The sequence below is a fragment of the Halobacillus salinarum genome, assembly GCF_022919095.1.
In the GTDB taxonomy this organism is placed as follows: Bacteria; Bacillota; Bacilli; order Bacillales; family Halobacillaceae; genus Halobacillus_B; species Halobacillus_B salinarum.
Map to the genome: position 1 here is coordinate 2,840,574 of NZ_CP095073.1, position 24,612 is coordinate 2,865,185.

Here is a 24,612-nt window from a genome sequence, read left to right on the forward strand (position 1 = left end):
AGAGCCGAGGTTCATCCTCAGCTCTTGTTTTTATTTATCCTTTATTCACTTTCAGACCGCTGAGGCATAGAATTGTTCCGGCTCTTTTCTTTTTTAAAAAGAAAAACATCGCCTTCTCTTCCGGTATGGTTAAACCCATTGTTAATTAATACTTTTTGAGAAGGAATGTTATTTTTATCACACTGAGCTTCTACACCTTTGACTTCACGATTGGAAAATGCCCAATCGCACATTTTGGCTACGGCTTCTGACGCATACCCCTGATTCCTTTCAGAAACGACAACATGGTAACCAATTTCCAGCGTACCTTCCGAATCCGGTCTTCCTTTAAAACCAATATCTCCTATTACGTGTTCACGACCATTATCAATCATCACCCACGGTCCAAAACCAAACTGATCTTCATCCTCTTCCAAATTCTCTGCATAAATAGGTAAAAGCGCCTTTAAACCATGATGCGGCCAATTCTTGTTCCAAGGAAGTTGAAACTTATAATAAAAGGCCAGCGGATTTTTCATTAAGATTTGAGCGATCTCAAGATTAATGGGAAAAAACGTAATTCTGGACGATTGAATCTCCACGAGTGATCCACCCTCTCTCTATGTAAATTGACCAATTATACTCACCTATATACCTTTTCACTGAAAGAAGTAAACAATATTTTTTATTCCGCTGCTAAAGAAAGAAGGTGAAAGTTGTCATAAACTGGCACTAGTAAAAAAAGAGAGCCTTTAGAGCCCTCTTCACGTACCTAATATAGCTTTGATCATGCTGGTAGTTTTTCCACCGTCATAAAATACATATAAAAGCAAATACACGGCTATGCCGGTCACAGCTGTACAAAACCAAATAATACTTGTAATTGGTCCTGCTTTCCTGTGCTTTGAGATCTTCCTTTTAAACGCAAGCCGGAGGGTAACCAATCCAAATAATCCACCTACTGTGGCAAGAATGATGTGAAAAATTAAAAATATGGTGTAATATATTTTAATATCATCCGGGCCGCCAAAACTTGTATTTCCTACAAAAATGGTGCGGCTTAAGTAAATAAGAAAGAAAAGCAGCGCGCTGATTGCTGCAGCGATCATAACTAATCTATGCGCACGGCGTTTATCTTTAACGATCAGCACCCAGCCAATCGCAATAAGAATAGCGCTTAGTAATATAAAACTCGTGCTCATTGTTGGAAGCAATGGCATATCAACACCTCTTTTTATCATATAAGTTGCTTTAAAAAAGGGAAGGCTGTTGTAAAAGACCTCCCCTTATCTCATCGATTACGATTCACTTTGCAGGTGACTAGGTAATGGATCGATGGTGTCTTTTTCTCTATTGAACCAGCTGAAGAAGATATAAGCGATGACTACCCCAAAAATAATTTCTTGAGAGATCTTCATAATGACTCCACCAAGCTGCTGATCCTCGATCAGAGGAAGGTTTGTAAAGAAACCTGGGCCACTGAGAGAGCTTGGCAGACTATTCAGCACGTCTGCAGGTACACATAAACTCATAGCTTGAACCCAGGAGCCTGACGACGCATACGTTTCGTACAATGGATGACTGGCAAAGATAATGAGTCCGCATGCCGGGGTAATCAATACACCATTAGCAAATATAAACCCAATCTTTAGGAGAGGGCTTAACGTATCCATTTCCTCAAGCGGGGAAAAGATCGACCACCACATACAAAATGCCGTAAAAAGAATGATCGTTCCTATCACAGCATGAGCCATCCAATTGGATTTTGTAAAATCAAATACGTCCGGCATATGGTAAAGGGAGAATAAACCATTAAATAAAATAAGCGCGATTAAAGGTTTAGTAAGGACATGAAGCACCTTATTTAACCCTTTTAAGTAAAAGACCTTCTCCCAAATCCACCGTGGAACACCCTTTACGATAAGTATAGGGAACAATAAGTAATAAAGAGCCATTTGAGTCATATGGGCGGAAAAAAGGATATGACCGATTAGATCGATCGGAGACCCCTTGATAATGTATAACAGCGCCATTCCAGAATAAAACATAATTTGCTGATGAACTTCCGGTTTTTCCTCTCCACTTTTGCGACCGGGACCAGTCAAGTAATAATATAGGGAACAAAGTACAGCGACAAATAGTAAATAATAAGGACTCCATAATGCACGGAATCCAAACATATGAAGCTCAAGCCACATAGGTGTCACCTCTATTTGGTACAGAATGTACCTCTATTTTAACGAAATTCCGCGTAAAAAACGAGCGGCTCACAACAAATTCTCGAATGTTCATAAAATATACATAAGTTATGCAGCGTATAAAAAAAGGCCGGAATATTTCCGGCCTTTTCCTATTTACCACCAGATAATTGAAGTAAAAGTAATGATGGTCAGGGCTCCAACTGCAACCCCTCCGAAAATCATCATTGCTGGCATATCATGCCCTTTGTTTTTTAAGTGCATGAAATAATAAAGCTGAAAAATAACTTGAACAACAGCTAACAGGAGCAAGGTAGGAATAATGAAATAGGAATTTACATCAAAAACCACCATTCCAAAAGCAACTAAAGTAAACAAGATCATCAGCACAAAGCTAATTACATGCTGAATCATTTCCTGCTTATGCTGTGTTCTTTCATATTCCCTTCGCTGACTCGGTACGGATCGATGTTCCATTGTTTAGCCCACCTTTCCCATTAAATACACGACAGTGAAGATAAATACCCATACGACATCGATGAAGTGCCAGTATAAGCTGGCAATATAAAATTTCGGCGCATTGTAAAGATTTAGTCCTCTTTTGGAATTTCGAATCATCAAAGTAGTGATCCATAATAATCCAAATAACACGTGCCCTCCGTGAAAACCGACAAGGGTATAAAAAGCGGAACCAAAGGCTGAAGATCTAAACGTGAATTCATATTCCGTAATGTAATGATGAAATTCGTAAAGTTCACAGCCTAAAAACCCTAACCCTAAGACAACGGTTATAAAAAGCCATGTCAGCATTCGGCCGAAATCATTGTTTTTCATATGGTAGATCGCGTACACACTCGTTAAGGAACTTGTTAACAGCAGCATCGTCATAATGAATACCAAATCAAGTCCAAAGAGGTGTTCAGGAGTATTTTCCCCAACTGTTGACTCATTTAACGCAAGGTACGTGCCAAATAAACTGGCAAATAATACAGTTTCTCCGCCTAGAAAGAACCAAAACCCGATGAATTTATTTCTACCTTCAAGGGTGGCTTTTTCTGGTTCACGAGGCATTTCTTTAGGATTCAGAACGTCTTCATGACTCATTCGCTGCCAGCCCCTTCCTTAAGATCTTCTTTGTGAATATGATGTCCAATGTCATCTTTAAGAGAACGTGTCAGCATTGAACCTAAGGAAATGCCCATTCCGATAAAAATTAGAGCAAGGAAGCTTTTGCTCTCCGTTTGGTAAATAAACCCAAATCCAGCAATGAAAAATCCGAGCGACATGACAAAAGGAAGAATAGAAGGATTCGGCATATGAATATCACCCAATGGCTCTGCCGGAGTCATGCCTTTTTTCCCTTCTGTTTTTTCAATCCATAAAGGGTCGAGACCGCGTACAAGTGGAGTCTGAGCAAAATTATAATGCGGTGGTGGAGAAGAAATGGACCATTCCAGCGTACGTCCGTCCCATGGATCTCCACTTGCCTTAGGTTCTTTCACTGACGTATAAATAACATTAATTAAGAATATAAACGTCCCGATAAACATCAAGAAAGCACCAATGGAACTTATTAAGTTTCCTGTATCTAATCCTAGTCCCTCATGGAAAGTCCAATAACGTCGAGGCATCCCCATTAAACCTAAAAAGTGCTGAATAAAGAAAGTTAAGTGGAAGCCTACAAAAAATGGCCAGAAAGCAAGCTTTCCTAATTTTTCATTTAACACTTTACCGAACATCTTCGGCCACCAGTAATGGATGGAAGCAAATGCTCCAAACACAACCCCGCCTACAATTACGTAGTGGAAGTGACCGACTACAAAATAAGTATCATGATACTGGTAATCCGCAGCAGCAGCCGCGAGCATAACACCTGTCATTCCACCAATTGTAAAAGATGGAATAAAGGCAACAGACCAAAGCATCGCAGAAGTCATCTTAATATTTCCGCCCCACATCGTAAACAGCCAGTTAAAAATCTTAATACCAGTAGGAACAGCAATAGCCATAGTCGCAACTGCAAAAATCGAGTTAGCAATGGGTCCCATTCCAACGGTGAACATGTGGTGAGCCCATACCATAAAACCTAAAAATCCAATTAAAACGGTTGCAAAAACCATTGCAGAGTATCCGAACAACCTTTTCTTAGAGAAGGTTGAGAATATATCACTAAACGCGCCAAATAAAGGCAGGATCAGGATATATACTTCCGGGTGTCCGAATATCCAAAACAGGTGCTCCCAGATAATAACATTCCCGCCCTGGGCAACATCAAAAAAGGCTGCATCAAACATACGGTCAAACATCATTAAAAATAAACCAACGGTCAATGCAGGAAAGGCAAAAAGAATTAAAGTACTTGTTACGAATGAAGCCCATGTGAACAACGGCATCCGCATGTAACTCATACCAGGAGCTCTCATGTTCACGATCGTAACGAGAAAATTGATTCCTCCAATTAGTGTACCTGCCCCTGCGATCTGTAAACCAATGGTGTAATAATCGACTCCATGACCTGGGGAAGTCGTAGAGAGCGGTGCATAATTCGTCCAGCCTGCATCCGGTGCTCCACCTGTAAACCATGAAATATTTAAAAGTACTCCTCCAAAAAAGAACAGCCAGAATCCTAAAGAGTTCAAAAATGGAAATGCTACATCACGTGCACCTATTTGCAATGGAACAGCTGCATTCATTAAAGCAAAAATAATCGGCATAGCAGCTAAGAAGATCATCGTAGTTCCGTGCATGGTAAGCATTTCATTATAAAGTCCAGCAGCAATAAAATTGTTATCAGGCTTGATCAGCTGGATACGAATAATCATGGCCTCTATTCCACCCATAAGGAAGAAGAAACCACCGGATACCAAATAAAGATGTGCAATCTTTTTATGGTCAACCGTTGTTAAGTAATCCCATATAGCGGCGCCGAGTCCGCCTTTTTGTGCTACTGCAGTACTCACGCTGTTACCTCCCTTTCAAAAACCATCATGTAAAGCATTATTAACTGCCCTCTCCTGCAGACTCAGGCGTAACTTCTGAATGCTTTAACTGTAATAAATAATCAGCGATTTTTCCTGCTTCTTCTTCTGAAACAAGATTCATCGGCATTTTATTCCCTGGTTTTATTTCATTATTATTCACGATCCAGTCAACTAGGTTTTCTTTTGTAGGCTCAAGAATACCCGCAATCTTAGTACGATTGCCAAAGTTGGTTAAGTTTGGACCTACTCCAGCGGCAGAATTTCCAATGGCATGACAACTCATGCAGTTTTCTTTAAACAGCTTTTGTCCCTCCTGAGCACTAGTTGTCTCAGGTTTTGCTTCTGCATCTACATTTTTCATGTCCTTTTTCCACTGGTCAAATTTTTCAGGACTAACAGCAATGACCCTGAAATCCATCAGCGAATGGGAAGGGCCGCAAAGTTCGGCACAGTGTCCCGTGTAAACGCCTTCTTCATAGGCTTCTAAGTACATCGTGTTCATATTATCTCCAGGATTGGTGTCCATTTTTCCAGCTATTGCAGGAAGCCAGAACGAATGAATGACATCACTGGATTTCATATTTAAGTATACTCGCTTACCAGTTGGAATATATAAGTCCTGACTAGTAGCAATTTCCTGGTCCGCATAATTAAAATGCCACCAGTATTGATTTCCTGTCACTTCGATTGTTAAAGCGTCCTTATCATCCTGCTTGGACTGATCAGCTAAATTAAATGTCGCTTGAACCGTCGGCACAGCCAGCACCAGCAGTAAAAGGATTGGAATCACTGTCCAGATTACTTCAAGAGCTTTATTCCCTTCAGTTTGCTTGGGAATCATGTCTTCTTGTCCTTTTTTCTGCCTGTAACGGACAAGAACAAATGCGTAAATGGCCATTACGATAACGAATACAAAAAGCATTATCGCAATACTGATCATCATTAGATCAAATAATAATTCCGCACTGTACCCTTTAGGTTTGAGAGCACTTACATTTTCAACGCCACAGCCGGACAAGACAAAAGCTAGTGCTCCAAACACAATCAGGGAACGGAATCTCACCATCCAACCTCTCATGATTGATACCTCTCTTTCTCTTTGTATATACCTTAATATATTTTGAAACTGGCTCATAAAGATTATGAGCCAGTATCATTAAAAGGGAAACGGCAAGGTAACAAGTACCATCATTAAAAATATGATCGTCATATAATTAAGAGAATAAACAAACATCCATGTCGCCCACTTCTCATCGTTTTTCATAATGAAGCCTGCAAGACCTAGTATTAACCAGCCTAATGATATTAATAAGGAAACGATTAAAAAGATGCTGCCGAGGCTAGCTAAATAAACCGGTAACGGCAGTAAGCAAGCAACGTAAACGACAATTTGCCGCTTCGTCATTTTAAACCCGTGTACAACAGGAAGCATAGGGATGCCGGCTTCCTTATATTCATCCTTTTTCTTCATCGCTAAGGATAAGAAGTGAGGAGTTTGCCAGATAAACATAATGAGAAATAAGATAAATGCCTCTGTTCGAAGGCCTGGTTCAACGGCAGCCCACCCAATAAGCGGAGGTACTGCTCCGGAGAAACTTCCAATCACTGTATTAATCGTATACTTGCGTTTAGACCACATCGTGTAAAGCACGACATAAACAAACCAGCCAAATGCTCCAAACAAAGCGGCTTCCAGTGTAGTGAACAATAAGAGCACAAACCCGATGATTGAAAGCGCGATCCCGGAATATTTAATAACCGGCATAGGAATAGTACCTGTAACCGTTGGTCTTTGCCTGGTTCGAGTCATTATTGGATCAATATCACGGTCATACCAGTTATTTATTACACATCCGCCAGCGATAACCAATGCCGTACCGGCCATTGTCAGCAAAAAAGTTCCTAGCTTGTCAAAAAACGACGCACCGGTGAAGTGAAGCGCCAGCCAAAAGCCAGCAAACGCTGTAATTAAGTTAGAGTTAATAATTCCTACTTTAATTAGGCTTTTTATATCTGCTAACAACGAGGATTTGCGGACATCCGATTGGCTCATCACTTGGGAAGAAGCTGTTTCAATTGTTCGTGGATTGTCCATCATATATTCTTCCTCCTTCTAAATCCCTAATCGCTTTGTAAAATAAATGTAGTCAAAACTTTACAAAACAATTAAGGCTGTTTCTTAAACCACGCAAAAGCGCATGATTCTCAAGAAACATCAGAATAATTGTATCATGGAATCTTTCTACTATCTATTTAATCAGGAGATTTTTATTTAATTGTGACAATTTTGTGAAGCTTTTTCACAACGTTTGTAATCTCCTATTAAAAATACAGCCAGGCTTAAAAAAACGATTCGATAAAATGCGTTCAATCACAAGCCCTTATTAATTCCTAAAAAATACATCTTATTTATAGTACAACATAATTAATGAAAGTGCACGTTCTCCCCGCTTGTTTTCATTTGATTGTCATAAATAGAAACCCCGGCTGCTTAAAAGCGCCGGGGTTTCTATTGCAATTATTCGAATTCTATTAACAGATCACCTACATGGATCGCTTCGTTATTTTTCACATAGATTTCTTTAATCACTCCATCAAATGGAGCCTGGACCGTAGTTTCCATCTTCATGGCTTCTGTGATCATAAGATGGTCGCCTTTTTTCACGCTTTCTCCTTTTTCAGAGATTACTTTAATAACCGTCCCCGGCATGCTTGCTCCAATGTGTTTGTTATTCGTTTTATCTGCTTTAGGACGTTCCTGAACGGTGGCTTTAACGTTTTCGTCTCTTATTACCACTTCCCTTGGCTGTCCATTCAGCTCAAAGTAAACCGTCCGTGTCCCATCCAACTGAGCTTCCCCTATGGATACAAGCTTAACAATGAGCGTTTTTCCTTGTTCAATCTCCACTTCGATTTCTTCTCCGAGTCTCATTCCATAGAAGAATGTAGGGGTATCCAGAACAGACATATTTCCAAACTGCTCGGTAAACTTTTGATATTCCATAAATACTTTCGGGTACAGTGCATAGCTGATCATATCAAAACTCGTAACCTGGCGATCCAATTGGTGAAACAATGTTTCCTTCAAGGCTTTGAAGTCAACTGGATCCAATAGTTCTCCAGGACGGACTTGAATTGGTTCTCTTCCTTTTAAAATGATCCTCTGCAATTCAGATGGGAATCCTTGATAAGGCTGCCCAAGATACCCTTGAAAAAATTCAACTACACTATCTGGAAAAGCAAGAGAGTCACCTTTTTCATAAACCTCATCTTCGTTAAGTTCATTCTGGACCATAAATAAAGCCATATCCCCTACTACTTTTGAAGAAGGGGTGACCTTCACAATATCCCCAAACATATCGTTAACACGGCGGTACATTTTCTTTACCTCATCCCAGCGATTTCCTAAGCCCACAGCCTTGGCTTGCTGCTGCAAATTACTGTACTGCCCACCTGGCATTTCATGTTCATAAATTTCTGAGTGCGGGGCCATCATTCCGCTTTCAAAATCGTGGTAATATTTTCTGGTGTCTTCCCAATAGTGACCAAGCTGTTCATAATGATTCACATTAATGTGCGGCTGCCGTTCACTTCCATCCAGGGCGTAATACAAGCTGCTGGCACTAGGCTGTGAAGTAAGTCCCGCCATAGCCCCTGATGCCACATCCACTACATCTACACCTGCTTCGATCGCCCTGGCATAGGTGAAAATACCATTCCCGCTAGTATCATGCGTATGCAGATGAATAGGTATGTCGATCGCTTCCTTAAGAGTATATATTAATTGGTAGGCAGCCTCTGGTTTTAACAAGCCTGCCATATCCTTAATCCCGAGGACATGTGCACCTGCATCCTGAAGTTCTTTGGCCACTTTCTTATAGTAAGTTAAATCATATTTGGGGCGTGCTTCATCCAGGATATCTCCTGTATAGCAGAGAGCGGCTTCAGCTACCTTATTATTTTGCCGTACAGCGTCGATGGCAGGTTTCATTCCTTCCACCCAATTAAGGCTGTCAAAAATACGGTAGACGTCAATTCCGGCCGTTGCACTTTTTTCAACGAATTCACGGATTAGATTATCAGGGTAATTTTTATACCCGACAGCGTTGGAAGCTCTCAACAGCATTTGAAAAAGAACATTCGGGGCTTTTTCCCTGAGTTTCAGCAATCGCTCCCAAGGGTCTTCCTTTAAAAACCGGTAAGAGACATCATAAGTAGCGCCCCCCCACATTTCGAGCGAGAACAATTCTGGAAGCAGACGAGACGTTGGTTCTGCAATGGTTTCCAGATCCTTAGTCCGCACACGAGTAGCGAGTAATGACTGGTGGGCATCCCTGAACGTAGTATCTGTCAGCAAGACTCTTTTCTGCTCTTTGAGCCAACTGGCAAGGCCGTCAGGACCCCTCTCATCTAATATCTGTTTTGTCCCACTCGGCACTGTCTCTGAATGCTTCACTTCAGGTATTCTTGGTTTTGAAAAAGCTGGTTTCTTTCGACTTCCATACCCTTCAAAACCATTGATTGTACGATCAGCTATGTACGCTAACATTTTAGTTCCCCGGTCTTTACGCTTTGGAAAAACGAAAAGTTCAGGGGATCTGTCAATAAAAGTAGTATTGTACTCACCTGAAAGAAATTGCTTATTCTGAATAACATTTTCCAAGAACGGGATATTCGTTTTGATCCCGCGGATCCTAAATTCCTTCAAGTTACGAACCATTTTCTGAGCTGCTTGTTCAAAGCTGAGTGCCCAGGTTGACAACTTCACTAATAAGGAATCGTAATAAGGAGAAATGACCGCTCCCTGAAATCCGTTGCCGGCATCCAAACGAACTCCGAATCCGCCCCCTGTGCGATAAGCCATGATTTTTCCCGTATCAGGCATGAAATTGTTTAGAGGGTCTTCGGTTGTAACCCGGGATTGGATGGCATAGCCATGTGTGCTGATCTCATTCTGTTTCGGAATCGATATTTGCTTATCGTGAAGACTGCGGCCTTCTGCAATCAGGATTTGTGTTTGAACAATGTCTACTCCTGTGATCATCTCGGTAATGGTATGTTCCACTTGAACCCTTGGATTAACTTCAATAAAGTAAAATTCTTCCCCTGTAACAAGAAATTCAACTGTCCCTGCATTCACATAATCAATGTTTTTCATCAGATGAACTGCAGATTCACAAATTCTTTCTCTTAAATCTTCAGATAAGGAAACACTAGGGGCAATCTCCACGACTTTCTGGTGTCTTCTCTGAACAGAACAATCTCTTTCATATAAATGCACAATGTTTCCGTGAGTATCCCCGATAATTTGTACTTCAATATGTTTTGGTTCTTCAATTAACTTCTCCACATATACTTCTTCACTGCCAAATGCTGCCCTTGCTTCGGAACGGGCGCGGTCATAAGCTTCCTCTAAATTTTCAGGGCTGCGCACAATCCTCATGCCGCGACCTCCGCCACCCATTGCAGCTTTGATCATCAACGGGTAATGATGTTCGTCTCCAAACTTTTGGATTTCCTCGATACCGCTGACCGGCCCTCCGCTGCCAGGAATCACCGGAATGCCCGCTTCCACTGCTTGATGCCTTGCTTTTACTTTATCCCCGAACATATTTAAATGGTCACTTGTCGGTCCGATGAATACAATGCCTTCTTCCTCACAGCGTCTTGCAAAATGTATGTTTTCAGACAAAAATCCATAACCGGGGTGAATAGCGTCTACATCTACACTTTTGGCTATTTCGATGATTCCTTCAATATCCAAATAAGCATCGATCGGCTTTTTACCCTGTCCCACTAAATAGGCTTCATCCGCCTTATATCTATGATAGGACCCTGTATCCTCCTGAGAATAAACGGCCACCGTACGAATGTTTAATTCTGTGCATGCTCGGAAAACCCTAATGGCAATTTCGCCACGATTTGCTACGAGAACTTTACGAATGTTCTTTAATTCTGCCATGACCTCACTCCTTGTTTCATCATCTCTTCTTTTGTCAGTTTAGTAGTTTCATAACTTTCCTGTTCATTTGCTTTAACTTTTCTAGCAATATTATTGAGAATTCCAACCGAAAACATCATGATCAGCAAGGAAGATCCTCCATAACTTACAAAGGGTAATGTCACCCCTGTAATCGGGAGGAGACCGCTCATAGACCCGAGATTGATAAACGCCTGCACAGCAACCATTACCGAAATGCCTAAAGCAAGCAATGCTCCAAATGCATCCCGGCACTTCCATGATATGTAAAGGCCCCGGAGAACGATTAATCCAAGTAAGCCTATGGTGACAGCAACACCGATGAACCCAAGCTCTTCAGCAATTACTGCCATGATGAAATCCGTGTGTGGTTCAGGGAGGTACCCAAGCTTTTGAACACCCTGCCCTATTCCTTCCCCAAAAATTCCTCCTGTACCAATCGCAACATAGGATTGAATAAGGTGATAACCTTCCGCATCAGGAGCCTGAAATGGCTGATAAGCACCTGAAAACCTTTCCAGCCTCTCAGGAGTAACCATTTGAGTACCACCGATTACTAAAATCCCTAACGTTACTCCGACCAAAAGTAAAATATGCCTCCAGTGGATGCCGGAGCTGATGATAATAAAACTGGCGATAAAACCGATGACAGCAGCTGAACCAATGTCGGGCTGCAAAACGATTAAACCGAGAATAAAACTAGTTAGAATCAGCGGCGGGAGCACGGCACGATTAAAATTTCCAATATATTTTTGTTTTTTAGCATAGACAGCGGCTAAATAAATAATCAGCCCTATCTTGACAAACTCTGCAGGCTGAAATTTCATAAACTTGAGATCGTACCACGAAGTGGCATTATTCACATTTTCACCAAATACAAATAGTCCGGCAAGCAGCACAACCATTAATAAAACGCTTAGTTTTGCAAGTCTCTGCCAATGACGGTAGGGAATAATCGAAGCTCCAAACATTAAGAGTAAGCCTATGGTGAGCCATTGAAGCTGTTTGATTAAAAAAAAGTCGCTGCTCACACCATACCTGATCGGAGCGTAGACCATACTTGCGCTGTAAATCATGACTGTTCCAAATGCAACCAATGCTAATGGTGCAAATAACAAAGTAAAGTCGAAGGTTTTTAATTTTTTTACCATTTCCTCATCCCTACTCCTTTTGTTTTCTCTTTGCATTACAATATTCCTGCTTATCTGACAATTTAATTTCCTGGTACTTCTTAAACACGGCCATAGATAAACAAAAAAACTCAAATCACAACAAAGGTAGTCGTAATTTGAGTTTGTCCATCATGATTTTTGAGCAGCTTCATGTAAGACGTTTAATTGTTTTTCTAAGTTATCAAGGATACGCTTACCTTCTTCATCACTGATTAAATTCAAACGAACCGCAAAATGAATCTCTCGTGATAAACCGAACATTTGTGTATCTAAAACTTCCTCATATAAAGGACATTGAGGCATGGTTAAGTTGTCCATTTGTACTTTTATAAGCCGCAAAATTTTATCAGCGTCCGCTTTTAGAAGGGCATAGGCTTTTTCCCGATGATCCACAGCCACATCAGACAACATCAAAAATCCCCTCCATTTACAGTCTTTCTTCTTATCATATTATCGCCTCGGACAAAAAATTGCAACATCATAGAGGGGTTTCCACTAAAAAATTGAAAGATCGTAACGATTTGATAAAATTTCAAGCAGCTTTAACCCTACAACACTATTTCCTTTTTCATCAAGCGAAGGACCGTATACTCCAATCCCTCCAAACCCATTAACAGAACCAAGCACTGCCCCGGAAACTCCACTTTTAGCTGGAATGCCAACCTTAATCGCAAACGAACCAGAAGCGTCATACATCCCGCAAGTGACCATAAAAGTTTTGCAAATTCGAGCCAGATGCCTCGGCAGGATTCTCCTGCCAGTTTCTAAATCCTTCCCTTCATTCGCAAAAATGGCTCCAATCCTTGCTAAATGTTTGACATTGACTTCGATCGAGCATTGCTTTGTATAAGCGTCCAGCGTTTCCTCAACGCTTCCTGTCACAACTTTATGCTGTTTCATATAGAAAAGAAGCGCACGATTTAAAAAAGCAGTCTCAAATTCCGAAGATGCCACCTCTTTATTGTAAACAATGGAGTGATCTGCAGTCATGTCGTGAATCAAGCTGAGAAGCCTGCCTACCTTTTCTTCAGGAGTCTCTCCATGAATCATATGAGAAACCACGAGGGCACCAGCATTAATCATAGGGTTTAAAGGTTTGGAAGGACGGTGCTGTTCCAGCCGGTAGATCGAGTGAAACGGATCGCCGGAGGGTTCCATACCTACACGATTAAATACGTATTCTTCTCCATTATCTAATAAGGCAAGAGCCAGGGCAATCACCTTGGAAATGCTCTGAAGAGTAAAGCAAGTATCGGATTGTCCCGCGTGTACAACCTCGCCGTTCATAAAATAGATCGCCACCGCAAGCTCCTCTGGATCCTGCCTTCCTAGTACAGGAATGTAATCAGCTACCTTGCCATCCCGCGCAAAAGGCCTTACATTATCCAGCCAACCTTCCAATTCGTTTGCTGTGAGCTTTCTTTTCATTGTTACAAACCTCCTTTTAATGAAATCGAATTCAATTTTTGCTATAGTTTGAAAGGTAAGATCTTTTACTTCGAAAGGTGGTACCTGCATGATCGTGCAAATAAAAGGAAATGTGAAATACCCGATCACTCTTGATCCGACCATTTGGATATTTGATGATCGAAAGCGTACTTATGATGAAGTATTTAATAAAGCTGAAGCTCAAAAACAGGCCGAAGAAGAAAACGAGTTAAAACGAAAATCATTGCGATTCGACCGTGAAGTTTATCAGCAAAAGCTGAACCCCCCTGTAAATAAAAGTATTAACAGGTATGAAAAAGAAAGGATATTAAAGGATACTTTTCTTATGCCACTTAAGCCCTTTATTCATACTAGTGAACCTGATTCAAAAGTAGAAAAAGTTTATCTTGAGACAGACGAAGGACAGCTTGAACTGCAAACGGACGACCTGGCACAGGCACTCCTGCTCTTCTCAAGGGAAGGAAAACCCATAAAAGAACGAGGTCCCGTTCACCTCTACTTTGAAGACGGTTCAAACAAGCATGATCCCATCAAAGGGATAACTAAAATTATTTTTGAGTAAGGGAGACAGCTGCATAGGCTGTCTTCATTTTTTGAATTAGAACATTCCTATATCCGTTGAATAAAAACAAAAAAGGTACACACGCTAAAATAAAAAAGTGGTGTTCCTTTTGAAGAAATTAATGATGTTTCTATGCCTGGCTCTAATTCTTGCTGCGTGCCAGCAGCAGGCAGATGAAGAGTCTCTTTTACAGGAAAAACAAGGGAATTCGAAAGTTAGGTATGTGACAGATGCTGATCCAAGCAAATTGCCTAAGAAATCAAGGAAACAGCTTGCTCAGCACTTAGCAAAACTAGCTACTGACGTTCCTGATGTTCACGATGCAACAGCTGTCGTACTTGGAAAATACGTGGCTGTTGGGATTGACGTAGACAAAGATCTGGACCGCTCTCGCGTAGGTGTTATTAAATACTCCGTAGCCGAAGCGCTCCGTCATGACCCGTACGGAAAGCAAGCAGTAGTCATCGCTGACGCTGACGGTGTTGAACGGTTGAGAGGAATCGGTGAAAAAATGTCCAAAGGGCAGCCAATCAACGCTCTTACTGATGAACTGAGTCAGATTGTAGCAAGGTACATGCCGGAAGGTCCAATCAATGATCCACAGAATACGAACTCAAATAAAGAATCCGTGCCCGGCAAGCAAAAGAAACAGTTAGATAAAGTTGAAAAAAACCAATCCAAAGAGCAATAAAAAAAAAACAGCTAAATCCTGATCAGGATTTAGCTGTTACTTCTTTCTAAGATTTCCCGTTCTTTTTCCGTCAGTTCATTATAGTATTTAACCCCGAATTGGGAGCCCTCTGATACCATCTTTGCATTTTCTAAGTCGGACACTTCAGGTTTCCCCGCTTCCTGTATAGGCATGTCATCTTTAGAAGTGAAATTTGCCTGAATGGATTTTGCCTTATCCATAGCCATTTTCCGCTTATCCTCATCTTTCATCATATAAGCGATTGTTCCGCCAGCTACTGCACCTACTGCTGTAAAAATCCATCTTTTTCTCATATCATCACCCTTTCAATTTCTTCTTCCCTTGTTAAAGTTCCCATAAATGGATAAATTGAAACGTCTGCATACTCAAATTCCCAAGTCGTAATCCTAATGTAAAATGCGGAAAGCCCTATTGTATGATAGGATAGGTAATATAGTTTATAATGAGGTGATTTGATGCGTGTGAAATGTGTCATTTGTGACAACATTGAAAATATAGACAGCTATTGTTTACAGGCGAAGAGATTAAGAAATCGTAGAATCCACACTTATATGTGCCCTGACTGCCATGAACGAATAGCAGAAAAAACAAAGCAGCGCCTTGCTACTGGAAAATTTACGTTTAATCGTGAGCGGAAAGCTGAAAAACATTTATTATAAAAAATACCCCGGCATTCTATTGCCGGGGTTCACTTTTGTTAAGTTTCCTTGCTTTCTTGTCTTCCCTGACGTTCTTTATGCAGTCGTATTCTATAGAGCCCAAGAATACAAGCAGCTATAAACAGACTTTCAGGGAGAGGGAGATTTAATCCTAATACTAGAGTAATGATAAATGTACCTATCACAAGGACAGCATAAACTACAATAGTTTGAAGCAGCGGAAGCTTTCGAGCGAATCCTAATTTAAAGGTGATCGCTGTCAGCACGACGGTCGTTAAGTATAGTAAAAGAAAGGATCGAATTAACAATGCAACTTGATGATCGTTGTTTAAATCCACTTCATTCCCAAGGCCTCTAAAGAAGAAGTCTGCTACCGGCCATAAATCAGTAGGCACCTGGATGGTGGGTAAATCGTTCATGTCCTGCCTCCTCCATTCATTCCTGGGTTTAATGATACTAAATTGTCCAGGAATATGCTACCCTCTCTTCAAGGCTGAAAGAAGCCGTACAGTTTAATTATTTTCACCTATCCCTTATAATAGGGGAGGAATAGAGGTGTTCGTAATGAATAAATTTCAATGGGACATGGCAATCTTAGCTCTGTTCGCTATCTTATCCTTCACTTCCGTTGGATTTGCAATCGGTCAGCACATATTCTGGCTTGCCGGTTCCCTGTTCCTCCTCGGATTTGTTTTCATGGGAGTAGGGTTTAAAAGAAAGCGCAGACGTCAGCAAACGTGAAACAAGCGGCCAATTTATGGCCGCTTGTTATTTTTTAAGGGTGACATATTCAGAAATGATTTCTTCATGAATATTGGCTCGAGAAGCTAACAAAGTCGTCTTTGTTAACATGTCCAGGTCCTTTCCATCAGCCCTCGCTACCGTCCCCCCAGCTTCTTTAATGAGGATGATTCCTGCAGCAATGTCCCAAGGCATTAAACTCATCGTAAGGTATCCGTCAATAATCCCTTCTGCTACATAGGCAAGTTCCAAGGCAGCAGAACCATAAGATCTTGTACTGCGGAGATGTTTAATCAGCTTTTGCATCCCTTGATGATCCACATGTGGGTTTTCCGGAAGAAGCCAAGTCGTGTTAAATGCAAGAATGGATTCATGCAGCGGACGTTCCGCATTTAATTGCGGTAAATCCTTCCCATTCTTTTTAGCTCCCTCTCCTTTTTTGGCAGAGTAAAGGATGTCGTCCATGACATCATAAATAAAACCAATTTCACCCTCTCCCTCTACATAAATGCCGACAGATATAGCAAAATTACGCTTCTGGTGAACGAAATTCATGGTTCCATCAATAGGGTCAACAATCCATACCGTTCCTGCTAAATCCTCAATTTCGTCTCCTAATCCTTCTTCTCCAAATAATAAATGGTCGGGATAAGTTTCTTTAATTTTCTCAGCAAAGAACTGTTCCGTATTACGATCCATTTCTGTAACTAAATCATTAGGATTTGATTTTGTCTCAATTGATCGAGGATCGTCGATTTTCTCTCTAATCCTCTCACCAGCTTCCAGCATCCACTCTTGCGCTTGCTCAAATAGTTCCTGTCTCAATTGTTTATCCATAAATACGGACTCCTTTTTATAAGTTCAAACTTTATCGTATCAAAATGTTTTCATGATTGCACTTAATCAAAACAAAAAAAGAGCAACTTAATCGTTGCCCTTAAATTTATGACCATTCAATCAACTGTTTACGAAGTTCCGACAGTCTCTTTTTACTAGCTTCCATCTGCTCCCTGTCTTCGGCGAGCATTGCATCATGCAATGTAACCAATTCGTAATCAATTTCCATGCGGATTACTGGGAGCTTCTCTTCGGCTTCACGTTTACGCAGCGCTTCCATGACATGCTTCATTGCCTTTCCCTCCCTCAAAAAATCCTTAATTATATATATGTGCAAAGTCCGGAAGAAGTTTCGATTAGATTACTTATATGTAACCCATTTTCATATAAATCAAACCATTGGTACACATTACTTAGAGGACGGTTTATGGTATGATACACTTTCTGTGTACAAAGGAGTTGATGTTATGACAAAATTCGAAGGCTTTTCCCATAAAGACTTTGAAGTATTTTCAATACCCGGGCTTGAAGAACGCATGAAAGTACTTAAAGAACAGATTTCTCCGAAGCTTGAAGCGTTAGGTCTTGAACTTGCCCCCGACCTCTCTGCCTTCACTGGGGACGAAATGTTTGTTCATGTAGCAAGACATGCCCGCCGGAGCAAAAACCCCCCAATGATACTTGGGCGGCCATCGCTGCGGATAAACGAGGTTACAAAAAGCTCCCTCATTTTCAAATAGGCTTGTGGGAGACTCACGTTTTCATCTGGTTTGCTGTGATCTATGAAAATCCAAACAAAGAAGACTATGGCAAGGCTTTACAGCAGCATAAAAAAGAAATACTTGACCATATTCCCAATGAATTCGTTTGGTCGCTCGACCATACGAAGCCGGAAACCATCCCCCATCATGATGTGGATGAGGAGCAATTTCAAAAGATGACAGATCGTTTGCAAAATGTTAAAAAAGCGGAATTGCTGTGTGGGTTGACGATTGATAAAAACGATGGGCGTCTGAAAAGTCATGACGCCTTTTTAGAAGCATGCAGGAATACTTTTCAAAAACTCTCAACCTTATATCCGTACGCTAAAAAATAAACTCTTGGCTTGCACTGAATACACCAAATTTACTCATGTGAAATGTCCTTAATCACTGGACAAGACGATCATTTCATTCACCATAAAAAGGAAGGAAACTAAATGGTTTCCTTCCTTTTCAGCTTGTAGAGAAACCCCGTGTTTTTCTACAAATTTTTTTCTTACCGAAAGGAGCGATAGCCCCTTCCCTTTCCGCGGACGAGCGCCCGATCTTCCTCGCGAAACCCACGTTCGGCGATCTCGGCTCACTCGTTCTTCTTCAGGAGTGGAAGAGAGCTCGCTCCTTGATATTCATGAAAGACAAAAAAAGACTCTCCTTCACCTAGCTCACCCTAGCTAGATGGAGGGCAACCTTTTATGAAGGACGTCCATTGGCTTCAGAGTAGTAGGAACGGACTTTTTTTAGGAATAAATGAAAAGTAGTGTAACAAATTAACGCAGTGAAAAATAAGAACTGCCGAGAAACTTTCTCGACAGTCTGAGGAAGGAGACTAAATTGGTTTCCTCCCTTTTTCTTAATTCATCTTAATTTTTTCTTCTTGAGCAGAGCTTCTTGCTTTCTTTACAGTGTGGTAACAAGAATACCCTGATTCTTTTTCAAATTGGTTACACAGCTTCTTTTCTTCACTCTTAGAGGGCACAATCTGTTTAAAACGCGTATAAGCAAGAAGAAGTTCTTCCCGCTTAACCGATTTTTCATAAGCCTGTTCTACGAGCGTATAAAAATTTACTACATCTACAATTTCTTCTTTAGACCAAAAGGTTTCATCAATAGGATAACGGTAATTCACGGTCATCCTCCCTTCTAACTCCAGGAATGTCTGATTTGTTCTGCTTCCTTGATCATACGTGTTAACAACTCTTCTACAGAAGGGATATCATGAATACGGCCTGCTATCTGCCCGGCCCATGCAAACCCTTCCTCTGTAATTCCTTCATATATATATTTCTGGTTGGCTTTTCCACTGATATAGTTTTTTAACCGGTCGTAGCCCGGTTCATCTTTTTCAAGTTCTAAAATCTTGTCTGTCCAAGTATTCTTCAGTGCCCTGGCTGGAGCACGTAACGAACGCTTGATCACAGAGGTCGAATTTTCGTCCGCCTGGATTAGAGCCTGCTTGTAGGCACCATGGGCGTGAATGCATTCTTCTGTAGCAATAAACCTCGTTCCCATTTCTACCCCTTCCGCTCCTAACGCCAATGCAGCCATCAAGCCTTTTCCATCACCAATCCCTCCAGATGCAATCACTGGAATGGACACAGCTTCTGCTACTTGCGGAGTGAGGACAAACGTTCCTATATCATCTCTCCCTATGTGGCCGCCTCCTTCATGTCCGACAACCATCACTGCATCAGCACCTAATTCTTCCGCTTTTTTTGCCTGCCGTTTGGCTGCCACCAGCACTAAACATTTAATATCTGTTTCTTTAAGCATCTCTAACACAGGTTTAGGATTGCCCCCGGTCACAGATACGACAGGCACTTGTTCCTGAATGGCTGTTTCAACCATCTTCTCAAACGGCCTTCCATGCTGACCAATAGCAAAGTTCACTCCGAATGGACGATCTGTAGAATTTTTAACTTTTTTTATCTCTTCTTTGAGCTGATCAGGGGTTTCCATACTCATGGCGGTAATTTGTCCCAATCCGCCGGCATTGGACACCGCAGAAGCAAGTTCTGAATAAGCCAAATGGGCAAGTCCTCCCTGAATAATAGGATATGTAATGTTTAATAATTCAGTAACACGTGTATTCCATTTCATAGGATCCCTCCTCTCTGTCATTTTACATGACTTACAGAAACTTTCACATAATGCTGGCTAAGAAAGAAGTACACTGCTATAATTCAATTGTTTTTAATGAAAGTAAAGAGGTGCAGTTATGAACCAAAATGAAACTCCTTTATTCACGGGATTAAAAAAACACGTTGAAAAACAGCCTGTCCAATTCCACATTCCCGGCCATAAAGCCGGAAAAGGAATGGATGAAGAATTCAGGCATTTTATTGGCAAAAATGCGCTTTCCATAGATTTAATAAATATCGAGCCTTTGGATGACCTTCATCATCCTCATGGCATGATTCACCAAGCCCAAAAGCTTGCAGCAGAAGCTTACGGTGCTGATTATACATTCTTTTCCGTTCAAGGAACATCAGGAGCCATCATGACGATGATCATGAGCGTATGCCATCCAGGAGATAAAATTATCGTCCCGAGAAATGTCCACAAATCTATTACAACTGCCATTATTTTTTCAGGGGCCACCCCGGTGTTTATCCATCCAGAACTGGACAAAAAGCTGGGTATTTCTCATGGAATAACGCCTAAAGCTGTAAAAAAAGCTTGTGAAGCTCATCCAGATGCAAAAGCTGTGCTCGTTATTAACCCTACTTACTTTGGCATAAGTGCGGATTTGAAAAAAATTGTTACTATTGCTCATTCCTATTCGATTCCTGTCCTTGTAGACGAAGCGCACGGTGTTCACATTCATTTTCATGATCGGCTCCCTCTCTCAGCCATGCAAGCTGGAGCTGATCTAGCTGCCACAAGTGTGCATAAGCTGGGCGGGTCTTTAACTCAAAGCTCTGTACTTAATTTAAGAGAGGGACTTGTCTCACATGAACGTGTTCAAGCAGTGCTTTCCATGCTTACAACGACCTCTACTTCCTATATTCTATTGGCTTCTCTAGATACTGCAAGAAGAAACCTTGCTATTAACGGCAGACATTTATTAGAGGAAACCCTTGCTTTAGCAGATTATGCTCGGAAAAAAATTAACCAAATCCCCCACTTGCATTGTCCAGGCACCGATCTTCTAGAAACGGAAGCCACTTATGGATTTGATCCGACTAAATTAATTGTTTCCGTAAGAGAACTGGGACTTACCGGGTATGATGTGGAGGTTTGGCTGCGGGAGAACTATTCAATCGAAGTGGAACTTTCCGATTTGTATAACATATTGTGTCTCTGTACACCAGGGGATCGCACAAAAGACATTGATCTCTTAATTCATGCTCTTCAGCAGCTGGCTGAAACAAAACGAACGAACTACACCCTTCAGCCCCTGAAAGTTACAGTCCCGGAGATTCCGTTATTATCAATGTCGCCCCGGGAAGCTTTTTATTCTTCCACAGAAGTGATCGATTTGAGAAAAGCTGCCGGAAGAATTAGTGCTGAATTTGTCATGGTTTATCCGCCGGGAATACCGATTTTTATTCCTGGAGAAATCATTACCGAAGATAATATTACGTACATTCATGAAAATATAGAAGCTGGACTGCCCGTACAAGGGCCTGAAGATGACACCTTGGAGACCATTCAAGTTATTAAAGAATACCGTGCTTTTCAATGATTGATATAGACCGCCATGTATCCTCCACAACTATTCCTGGGGAAACAGACCGTCATCCCTTTCCATAATGACTTCATTTCCCTTTTGATGACTTTAAGCTTGGAGAGAAATCTGATGGTGTTTCTACATTTGCCCATCTAAAAATGTAGAACGGAAAAGACTCTCCTCCCTAGCGAGCTAGAGGGAGGAGAGTCTTTTTAGAGAATAAGGCCAGGTCGTGCCAGTTTTCAAACATGTGGTCTTTGTACACACGCATTCCCCTTTGGTTTTGGTTCACTGCACAAGGGGGTAATGGACAGCTTTGCATGGATGAGGACCGATTTTTATCTCTGGCATTCACTCCGGTCGTATCCAGCATAATTGATCACTCATAATCCCCATTCATGTTAACGATCTTTTCTAAAATAAGGCACCTGCTTAGAAAGTTATATACAGATATGGCACTTTCCTAACAGCTTAAAAGCCGCCTTCATAGGCGGCTTTGCTCAAATGGCTATTCTTTATCAGAGTTACAGGAAGGACAGGTGCTGTAGAGAGTAGAAACTTTTTCATCCTCATAATGCTCGATGACTCTTTGGCAGTCTTGACAAACGATTGTACCCATTAACATCCCACTCCTTTAATTTTGTAATCGGTTTCAATATAACCTTATTTTAATATGTCACATTGGTTTTTTCAAGCCCAAAAGTATAACATTTTTAAAAAGAGGTTATACTAATTGTCTTGTTAATTATTTTACTATATGTGTCTGACGTTACGTTTAATTCATAAAAAAACTGACGGATCGATTTCCGTCAGTTTTTTGCTTATGGTGTTTTAATTAAATGAGGATCAAGTAACTCATACCCTTTATTTCTCAACCCTTTAATAATTCTTGGAAGCGCTTTTGCAGTCCAATCCCTGTCATGCATCAAAAGATTGGATCCGTTGGCAAGCAGAGGAGTATTCACCATAATATCTGCGATCTTATCTGCATCCATATACTCCTTATTCCAATCATATCCGTATGTCCAATTCATAATCAGCATGTTCTCTTCTGCAGCAAGCTTTTTAGAATAGTCGGTGTTCTCCCCAAAAGGAGCGCGGAAGAATTTTGGGCGCTCCCCTATGATTTTTTCAATTTTATCATTTAACGCTACGATTTCTTTTTTTTGTTCTTCTTTAGTCAAACTCGGTAGAGATGAATGGGTTTCCGTATGGTTGCCAATCATGAACCCCATCTCATGAATTTTTTTCAGTTTTTCTTTTCCTTCCGGAGTATTAATAAAGTGACCGTTTACGAAAAATATGGCTGGAGCATTAAATTTCTTTAAAGTTTCTGCCATTTGAACAGCATGTTCATCTGGTGCATCATCAAATGTCAGTAATGCAACTTTTGGGTTGGCGTCATCGATCGGTTTAAAAAACCAGTTTTCATTTATTTGATACTCAGGCTCAGGAGTTTTCTTTTCGGAATCTTTATTTTCAGCCTGCTGATCCTCCGAATCTTTATTTGCTTCCTTACTTTCATCTGCCTTCTCTGCCTCGTGATCCTTATTCGTATTCGAAGCTACCTCTGTATCCGGTTCCTCATTCGTCTTGGTTTCCTTTCCTTTGCCGCCTGCATTGCTGCATGCGCCTAAAATAAGCAAGAGAACAATGAGGCCGATCCATTTCTTCATGAGTGTCCCTCCAACTGTTATGTATTTCCATCTCCTCCATTATAAATAGAAACCACTCAGAATTTCACTATCGTTTTTTCACTTTTTATTATATAATATGAAATTGTGACTTATTAACTATTCAACAATTAGGTGATCCCAATGATTCATTCGCTGAGACGATTTAAATTATTAGGAGGACGAACCTTAAAAACCGGTATCTCCGTTTTTTTAACAGCTCTCATCTGTGGCTTTTTTAATCTTCCAATTATTTTCGCGGTCATCACAGCGATCGTTACAGTTGAACATACAGCTGCTGACTCTCTTAAAAAAGCGCTGGTACGGTTTCCTGCTTCGGCAATTGGGGCTTTACTTGCCACCTCCTTTTATGGCATTTTAGGTAAAGGCGCTCTAACCTTTGCCTTAGCAGCTATGGTAACGATTGCCGTGTGCCATAAACTCAAACTGGATGCAGGAATTCTTGTTGCGACCATTACAGCTACAGCAATGATTCCTGAGTTTCATGAACATTACATTGTTTCGTTCTTCACAAGATTGGGTACTACGTCTATTGGAATAGTCGTTTCAACTCTTGTGAATTTTTTCCTTCTTCCACCCAATTATTCTCCGATGATTTACAAAAACATTAATGACCTGTACAATCATGCTGGTGTTCTTCTCCAGCGAATAATTTCAGACACGATTGCAGAATCTAAAGAGAAAAACAGGGGAATACAGAGATCATATCGTCAATTGACTGCTCATCTGGAACGAACCTATCAGCTTTCACAGTTTCAACGAGAAGAATGGAAATACCACCGCCATACAAAGGAAGAGATGCGGGCGTTTCAGTTTGCCCAGAAGAAGCTGGGAGCTTTACAGCAGATTGTTTACCATTTGGGAAACTTGCAGTACGTTCGCGTTGATCACACCGATTTCAATGAGCAAGAGAAGGAATTATTGAAACTTTTAACGGATTATTACGTCCAAGTGCTTCAAGACCCAACCCACGCAATTTGCGAAGGACAATTCCAAAGAGTTGAAAAATTAGACGAGCTATTCTGGAAATGGAAGGAAGAACACGTGGAGAAACAATCCAAATTCCGTCATCAACTGCCGCCTCAGACCATTCTCATGTACGAGCTGCTTTGTTTTCATGATGTGCTAGAGGAGCTGCACAGCATGTCTAAAAGCCAGCATAGAATGGTAGAAGAATGCTACAAACCTTCTGCTGAGCGGTAAATTCGAAGAAAGGA

The 24,612-nt window shown here is 41.0% G+C and carries 26 protein-coding genes and 1 pseudogene; 7 read left to right on the forward strand and 20 right to left on the reverse strand.

Annotated features, from left to right (window positions below):
- Positions 1 to 41: 41 nt before the first annotated feature.
- From MUN89_RS14605 to glsA, 12 genes are all read right to left on the reverse strand, one after another.
- Entirely contained in the window at positions 42 to 581 is a 540-nt protein-coding gene (locus MUN89_RS14605) for a GNAT family N-acetyltransferase (RefSeq protein ID WP_244708520.1), read from the reverse strand.
- A 162-nt stretch (positions 582 to 743) separates the two neighbouring features.
- A complete protein-coding gene (locus MUN89_RS14610) occupies positions 744 to 1,199 on the reverse strand; it encodes a DUF420 domain-containing protein (protein WP_244708521.1) in 456 nt (151 codons plus the stop codon).
- A 78-nt stretch (positions 1,200 to 1,277) separates the two neighbouring features.
- A complete protein-coding gene (ctaG, locus tag MUN89_RS14615) occupies positions 1,278 to 2,177 on the reverse strand; it encodes a cytochrome c oxidase assembly factor CtaG (RefSeq protein ID WP_244713832.1) in 900 nt (299 codons plus the stop codon).
- Between the two features lie 156 nt (positions 2,178 to 2,333).
- Positions 2,334 to 2,654 (reverse strand): cytochrome c oxidase subunit IVB, encoded by a 321-nt coding sequence (gene ctaF / locus MUN89_RS14620; RefSeq protein WP_244708522.1) that lies wholly within the window; start codon positions 2,652 to 2,654, stop codon positions 2,334 to 2,336.
- A 3-nt stretch (positions 2,655 to 2,657) separates the two neighbouring features.
- On the reverse strand, positions 2,658 to 3,281 hold the full coding sequence (locus tag MUN89_RS14625; RefSeq protein ID WP_244708523.1) for a cytochrome (ubi)quinol oxidase subunit III: 624 nt from the start codon (positions 3,279 to 3,281) through the stop codon (positions 2,658 to 2,660).
- Positions 3,278 to 5,137 (reverse strand): cytochrome c oxidase subunit I, encoded by a 1,860-nt coding sequence (gene ctaD, locus MUN89_RS14630; protein ID WP_244708524.1) that lies wholly within the window; start codon positions 5,135 to 5,137, stop codon positions 3,278 to 3,280. The genes MUN89_RS14625 and ctaD overlap by 4 nt, the downstream gene beginning before the upstream one ends.
- A gap of 40 nt (positions 5,138 to 5,177) precedes the next feature.
- Complete coding sequence (gene coxB, locus MUN89_RS14635; RefSeq protein WP_244708525.1) at positions 5,178 to 6,236, reverse strand: cytochrome c oxidase subunit II; 1,059 nt, start codon at positions 6,234 to 6,236, stop codon at positions 5,178 to 5,180.
- 78 nt (positions 6,237 to 6,314) lie between these two features.
- Positions 6,315 to 7,253, reverse strand: a complete 939-nt coding sequence (cyoE, locus tag MUN89_RS14640) for a heme o synthase (RefSeq protein WP_305852458.1) — start codon at positions 7,251 to 7,253, stop codon at positions 6,315 to 6,317.
- A gap of 423 nt (positions 7,254 to 7,676) precedes the next feature.
- The gene (gene pyc, locus MUN89_RS14645) at positions 7,677 to 11,120 is read right to left on the reverse strand and encodes a pyruvate carboxylase (RefSeq protein WP_244708526.1); all 3,444 of its coding nucleotides are present in this window, start codon (positions 11,118 to 11,120) and stop codon (positions 7,677 to 7,679) included.
- The gene (gene ftsW, locus MUN89_RS14650; RefSeq protein ID WP_244708527.1) at positions 11,108 to 12,289 is read right to left on the reverse strand and encodes a putative lipid II flippase FtsW; all 1,182 of its coding nucleotides are present in this window, start codon (positions 12,287 to 12,289) and stop codon (positions 11,108 to 11,110) included. The genes pyc and ftsW overlap by 13 nt, the downstream gene beginning before the upstream one ends.
- Positions 12,290 to 12,439: 150 nt before the next feature.
- Positions 12,440 to 12,721 carry an Fpa/YlaN family protein gene (locus MUN89_RS14655; RefSeq protein ID WP_244708528.1) on the reverse strand — a complete coding sequence of 94 codons (282 nt, stop codon included), beginning with the start codon at positions 12,719 to 12,721 and terminating at the stop codon, positions 12,440 to 12,442.
- An 84-nt stretch (positions 12,722 to 12,805) separates the two neighbouring features.
- On the reverse strand, positions 12,806 to 13,738 hold the full coding sequence (glsA, locus tag MUN89_RS14660; RefSeq protein WP_244708529.1) for a glutaminase A: 933 nt from the start codon (positions 13,736 to 13,738) through the stop codon (positions 12,806 to 12,808).
- An 88-nt stretch (positions 13,739 to 13,826) separates the two neighbouring features.
- On the opposite strand from glsA, the gene MUN89_RS14665 reads away from it, so the two are divergent.
- Both MUN89_RS14665 and MUN89_RS14670 read left to right on the forward strand, forming a co-directional pair.
- Entirely contained in the window at positions 13,827 to 14,321 is a 495-nt protein-coding gene (locus MUN89_RS14665) for a hypothetical protein (protein ID WP_244708530.1), read from the forward strand.
- Between the two features lie 109 nt (positions 14,322 to 14,430).
- A complete protein-coding gene (locus tag MUN89_RS14670; RefSeq protein WP_244708531.1) occupies positions 14,431 to 15,012 on the forward strand; it encodes a YhcN/YlaJ family sporulation lipoprotein in 582 nt (193 codons plus the stop codon).
- Positions 15,013 to 15,041: 29 nt separating this feature from the next.
- Here MUN89_RS14670 and MUN89_RS14675 read toward each other — a convergent pair whose 3' ends face one another.
- A complete protein-coding gene (locus tag MUN89_RS14675; RefSeq protein ID WP_244708532.1) occupies positions 15,042 to 15,326 on the reverse strand; it encodes a hypothetical protein in 285 nt (94 codons plus the stop codon).
- Positions 15,327 to 15,488: 162 nt separating this feature from the next.
- Here MUN89_RS14675 and MUN89_RS14680 point away from each other — a divergent pair, with 162 nt between their 5' ends.
- Positions 15,489 to 15,692, forward strand: a complete 204-nt coding sequence (locus tag MUN89_RS14680) for a YlaI family protein (RefSeq protein WP_244708533.1) — start codon at positions 15,489 to 15,491, stop codon at positions 15,690 to 15,692.
- A 38-nt stretch (positions 15,693 to 15,730) separates the two neighbouring features.
- Here MUN89_RS14680 and MUN89_RS14685 read toward each other — a convergent pair whose 3' ends face one another.
- Positions 15,731 to 16,111, reverse strand: coding sequence for a YlaH-like family protein (locus MUN89_RS14685; RefSeq protein ID WP_244708534.1), 381 nt, complete (start codon positions 16,109 to 16,111; stop codon positions 15,731 to 15,733).
- Positions 16,112 to 16,256: 145 nt separating this feature from the next.
- Here MUN89_RS14685 and MUN89_RS14690 point away from each other — a divergent pair, with 145 nt between their 5' ends.
- Complete coding sequence (locus MUN89_RS14690) at positions 16,257 to 16,433, forward strand: DUF5325 family protein (protein ID WP_244708535.1); 177 nt, start codon at positions 16,257 to 16,259, stop codon at positions 16,431 to 16,433.
- Between the two features lie 27 nt (positions 16,434 to 16,460).
- On the opposite strand, the gene MUN89_RS14695 is transcribed toward MUN89_RS14690, so the two are convergent.
- Both MUN89_RS14695 and MUN89_RS14700 read right to left on the reverse strand, forming a co-directional pair.
- Complete coding sequence (locus MUN89_RS14695; protein WP_244708536.1) at positions 16,461 to 17,270, reverse strand: inositol monophosphatase family protein; 810 nt, start codon at positions 17,268 to 17,270, stop codon at positions 16,461 to 16,463.
- Positions 17,271 to 17,376: 106 nt separating this feature from the next.
- The gene (locus MUN89_RS14700; protein ID WP_244708537.1) at positions 17,377 to 17,562 is read right to left on the reverse strand and encodes a hypothetical protein; all 186 of its coding nucleotides are present in this window, start codon (positions 17,560 to 17,562) and stop codon (positions 17,377 to 17,379) included.
- A gap of 175 nt (positions 17,563 to 17,737) precedes the next feature.
- Between MUN89_RS14700 and MUN89_RS14705 the strand changes: the two are divergent.
- A pseudogene (locus MUN89_RS14705) lies at positions 17,738 to 18,366 on the forward strand (DUF1054 domain-containing protein).
- 515 nt (positions 18,367 to 18,881) lie between these two features.
- Here MUN89_RS14705 and MUN89_RS14710 read toward each other — a convergent pair.
- Positions 18,882 to 19,157: a UPF0223 family protein gene (locus MUN89_RS14710; protein WP_244708538.1), complete on the reverse strand. Its 276-nt coding sequence runs from the start codon at positions 19,155 to 19,157 to the stop codon at positions 18,882 to 18,884.
- Positions 19,158 to 19,171: 14 nt separating this feature from the next.
- The gene (locus MUN89_RS14715; RefSeq protein ID WP_244708539.1) at positions 19,172 to 20,128 is read right to left on the reverse strand and encodes an NAD(P)H-dependent flavin oxidoreductase; all 957 of its coding nucleotides are present in this window, start codon (positions 20,126 to 20,128) and stop codon (positions 19,172 to 19,174) included.
- A gap of 118 nt (positions 20,129 to 20,246) precedes the next feature.
- Between MUN89_RS14715 and MUN89_RS14720 the strand changes: the two genes are divergently transcribed.
- A complete protein-coding gene (locus tag MUN89_RS14720; protein WP_244708540.1) occupies positions 20,247 to 21,716 on the forward strand; it encodes an aminotransferase class I/II-fold pyridoxal phosphate-dependent enzyme in 1,470 nt (489 codons plus the stop codon).
- Positions 21,717 to 22,209: 493 nt separating this feature from the next.
- Here the strand turns inward: MUN89_RS14720 and MUN89_RS14725 are convergent, their stop codons facing one another.
- On the reverse strand, positions 22,210 to 22,320 hold the full coding sequence (locus MUN89_RS14725; RefSeq protein ID WP_244708541.1) for a GapA-binding peptide SR1P: 111 nt from the start codon (positions 22,318 to 22,320) through the stop codon (positions 22,210 to 22,212).
- Between the two features lie 202 nt (positions 22,321 to 22,522).
- A complete protein-coding gene (locus tag MUN89_RS14730; protein WP_244708542.1) occupies positions 22,523 to 23,377 on the reverse strand; it encodes a polysaccharide deacetylase family protein in 855 nt (284 codons plus the stop codon).
- A gap of 141 nt (positions 23,378 to 23,518) precedes the next feature.
- On the opposite strand from MUN89_RS14730, the gene MUN89_RS14735 reads away from it, so the two are divergent.
- Positions 23,519 to 24,598 carry an FUSC family protein gene (locus MUN89_RS14735; RefSeq protein ID WP_244708543.1) on the forward strand — a complete coding sequence of 360 codons (1,080 nt, stop codon included), beginning with the start codon at positions 23,519 to 23,521 and terminating at the stop codon, positions 24,596 to 24,598.
- The last annotated feature ends 14 nt before the right edge of the window (positions 24,599 to 24,612 follow it).

What these genes read in the sequence shown, in the direction of transcription:
- MUN89_RS14610 (WP_244708521.1), bottom strand. Translation starts at nt 1,199, where the DNA reads ATGCCATTGCTTCCAACAATGAGCACGAGTTTTATATTACTAAGCGCT.
- ctaG (WP_244713832.1), bottom strand. Translation starts at nt 2,177, where the DNA reads ATGTGGCTTGAGCTTCATATGTTTGGATTCCGTGCATTATGGAGTCCT.
- ctaF (WP_244708522.1), bottom strand. Translation starts at nt 2,654, where the DNA reads ATGGAACATCGATCCGTACCGAGTCAGCGAAGGGAATATGAAAGAACA.
- MUN89_RS14625 (WP_244708523.1), bottom strand. Translation starts at nt 3,281, where the DNA reads ATGAGTCATGAAGACGTTCTGAATCCTAAAGAAATGCCTCGTGAACCA.
- coxB (WP_244708525.1), bottom strand. Translation starts at nt 6,236, where the DNA reads ATGAGAGGTTGGATGGTGAGATTCCGTTCCCTGATTGTGTTTGGAGCA.
- cyoE (WP_305852458.1), bottom strand. Translation starts at nt 7,253, where the DNA reads ATGGACAATCCACGAACAATTGAAACAGCTTCTTCCCAAGTGATGAGC.
- pyc (WP_244708526.1), bottom strand. Translation starts at nt 11,120, where the DNA reads ATGGCAGAATTAAAGAACATTCGTAAAGTTCTCGTAGCAAATCGTGGC.
- ftsW (WP_244708527.1), bottom strand. Translation starts at nt 12,289, where the DNA reads ATGGTAAAAAAATTAAAAACCTTCGACTTTACTTTGTTATTTGCACCA.
- MUN89_RS14655 (WP_244708528.1), bottom strand. Translation starts at nt 12,721, where the DNA reads ATGTTGTCTGATGTGGCTGTGGATCATCGGGAAAAAGCCTATGCCCTT.
- glsA (WP_244708529.1), bottom strand. Translation starts at nt 13,738, where the DNA reads ATGAAAAGAAAGCTCACAGCAAACGAATTGGAAGGTTGGCTGGATAAT.
- MUN89_RS14665 (WP_244708530.1), top strand. Translation starts at nt 13,827, where the DNA reads ATGATCGTGCAAATAAAAGGAAATGTGAAATACCCGATCACTCTTGAT.
- MUN89_RS14675 (WP_244708532.1), bottom strand. Translation starts at nt 15,326, where the DNA reads ATGAGAAAAAGATGGATTTTTACAGCAGTAGGTGCAGTAGCTGGCGGA.
- MUN89_RS14680 (WP_244708533.1), top strand. Translation starts at nt 15,489, where the DNA reads ATGCGTGTGAAATGTGTCATTTGTGACAACATTGAAAATATAGACAGC.
- MUN89_RS14685 (WP_244708534.1), bottom strand. Translation starts at nt 16,111, where the DNA reads ATGAACGATTTACCCACCATCCAGGTGCCTACTGATTTATGGCCGGTA.
- MUN89_RS14690 (WP_244708535.1), top strand. Translation starts at nt 16,257, where the DNA reads ATGAATAAATTTCAATGGGACATGGCAATCTTAGCTCTGTTCGCTATC.
- MUN89_RS14695 (WP_244708536.1), bottom strand. Translation starts at nt 17,270, where the DNA reads ATGGATAAACAATTGAGACAGGAACTATTTGAGCAAGCGCAAGAGTGG.
- MUN89_RS14700 (WP_244708537.1), bottom strand. Translation starts at nt 17,562, where the DNA reads ATGAAGCATGTCATGGAAGCGCTGCGTAAACGTGAAGCCGAAGAGAAG.
- MUN89_RS14715 (WP_244708539.1), bottom strand. Translation starts at nt 20,128, where the DNA reads ATGAAATGGAATACACGTGTTACTGAATTATTAAACATTACATATCCT.
- MUN89_RS14720 (WP_244708540.1), top strand. Translation starts at nt 20,247, where the DNA reads ATGAACCAAAATGAAACTCCTTTATTCACGGGATTAAAAAAACACGTT.
- MUN89_RS14725 (WP_244708541.1), bottom strand. Translation starts at nt 22,320, where the DNA reads ATGGGTACAATCGTTTGTCAAGACTGCCAAAGAGTCATCGAGCATTAT.
- MUN89_RS14730 (WP_244708542.1), bottom strand. Translation starts at nt 23,377, where the DNA reads ATGAAGAAATGGATCGGCCTCATTGTTCTCTTGCTTATTTTAGGCGCA.
- MUN89_RS14735 (WP_244708543.1), top strand. Translation starts at nt 23,519, where the DNA reads ATGATTCATTCGCTGAGACGATTTAAATTATTAGGAGGACGAACCTTA.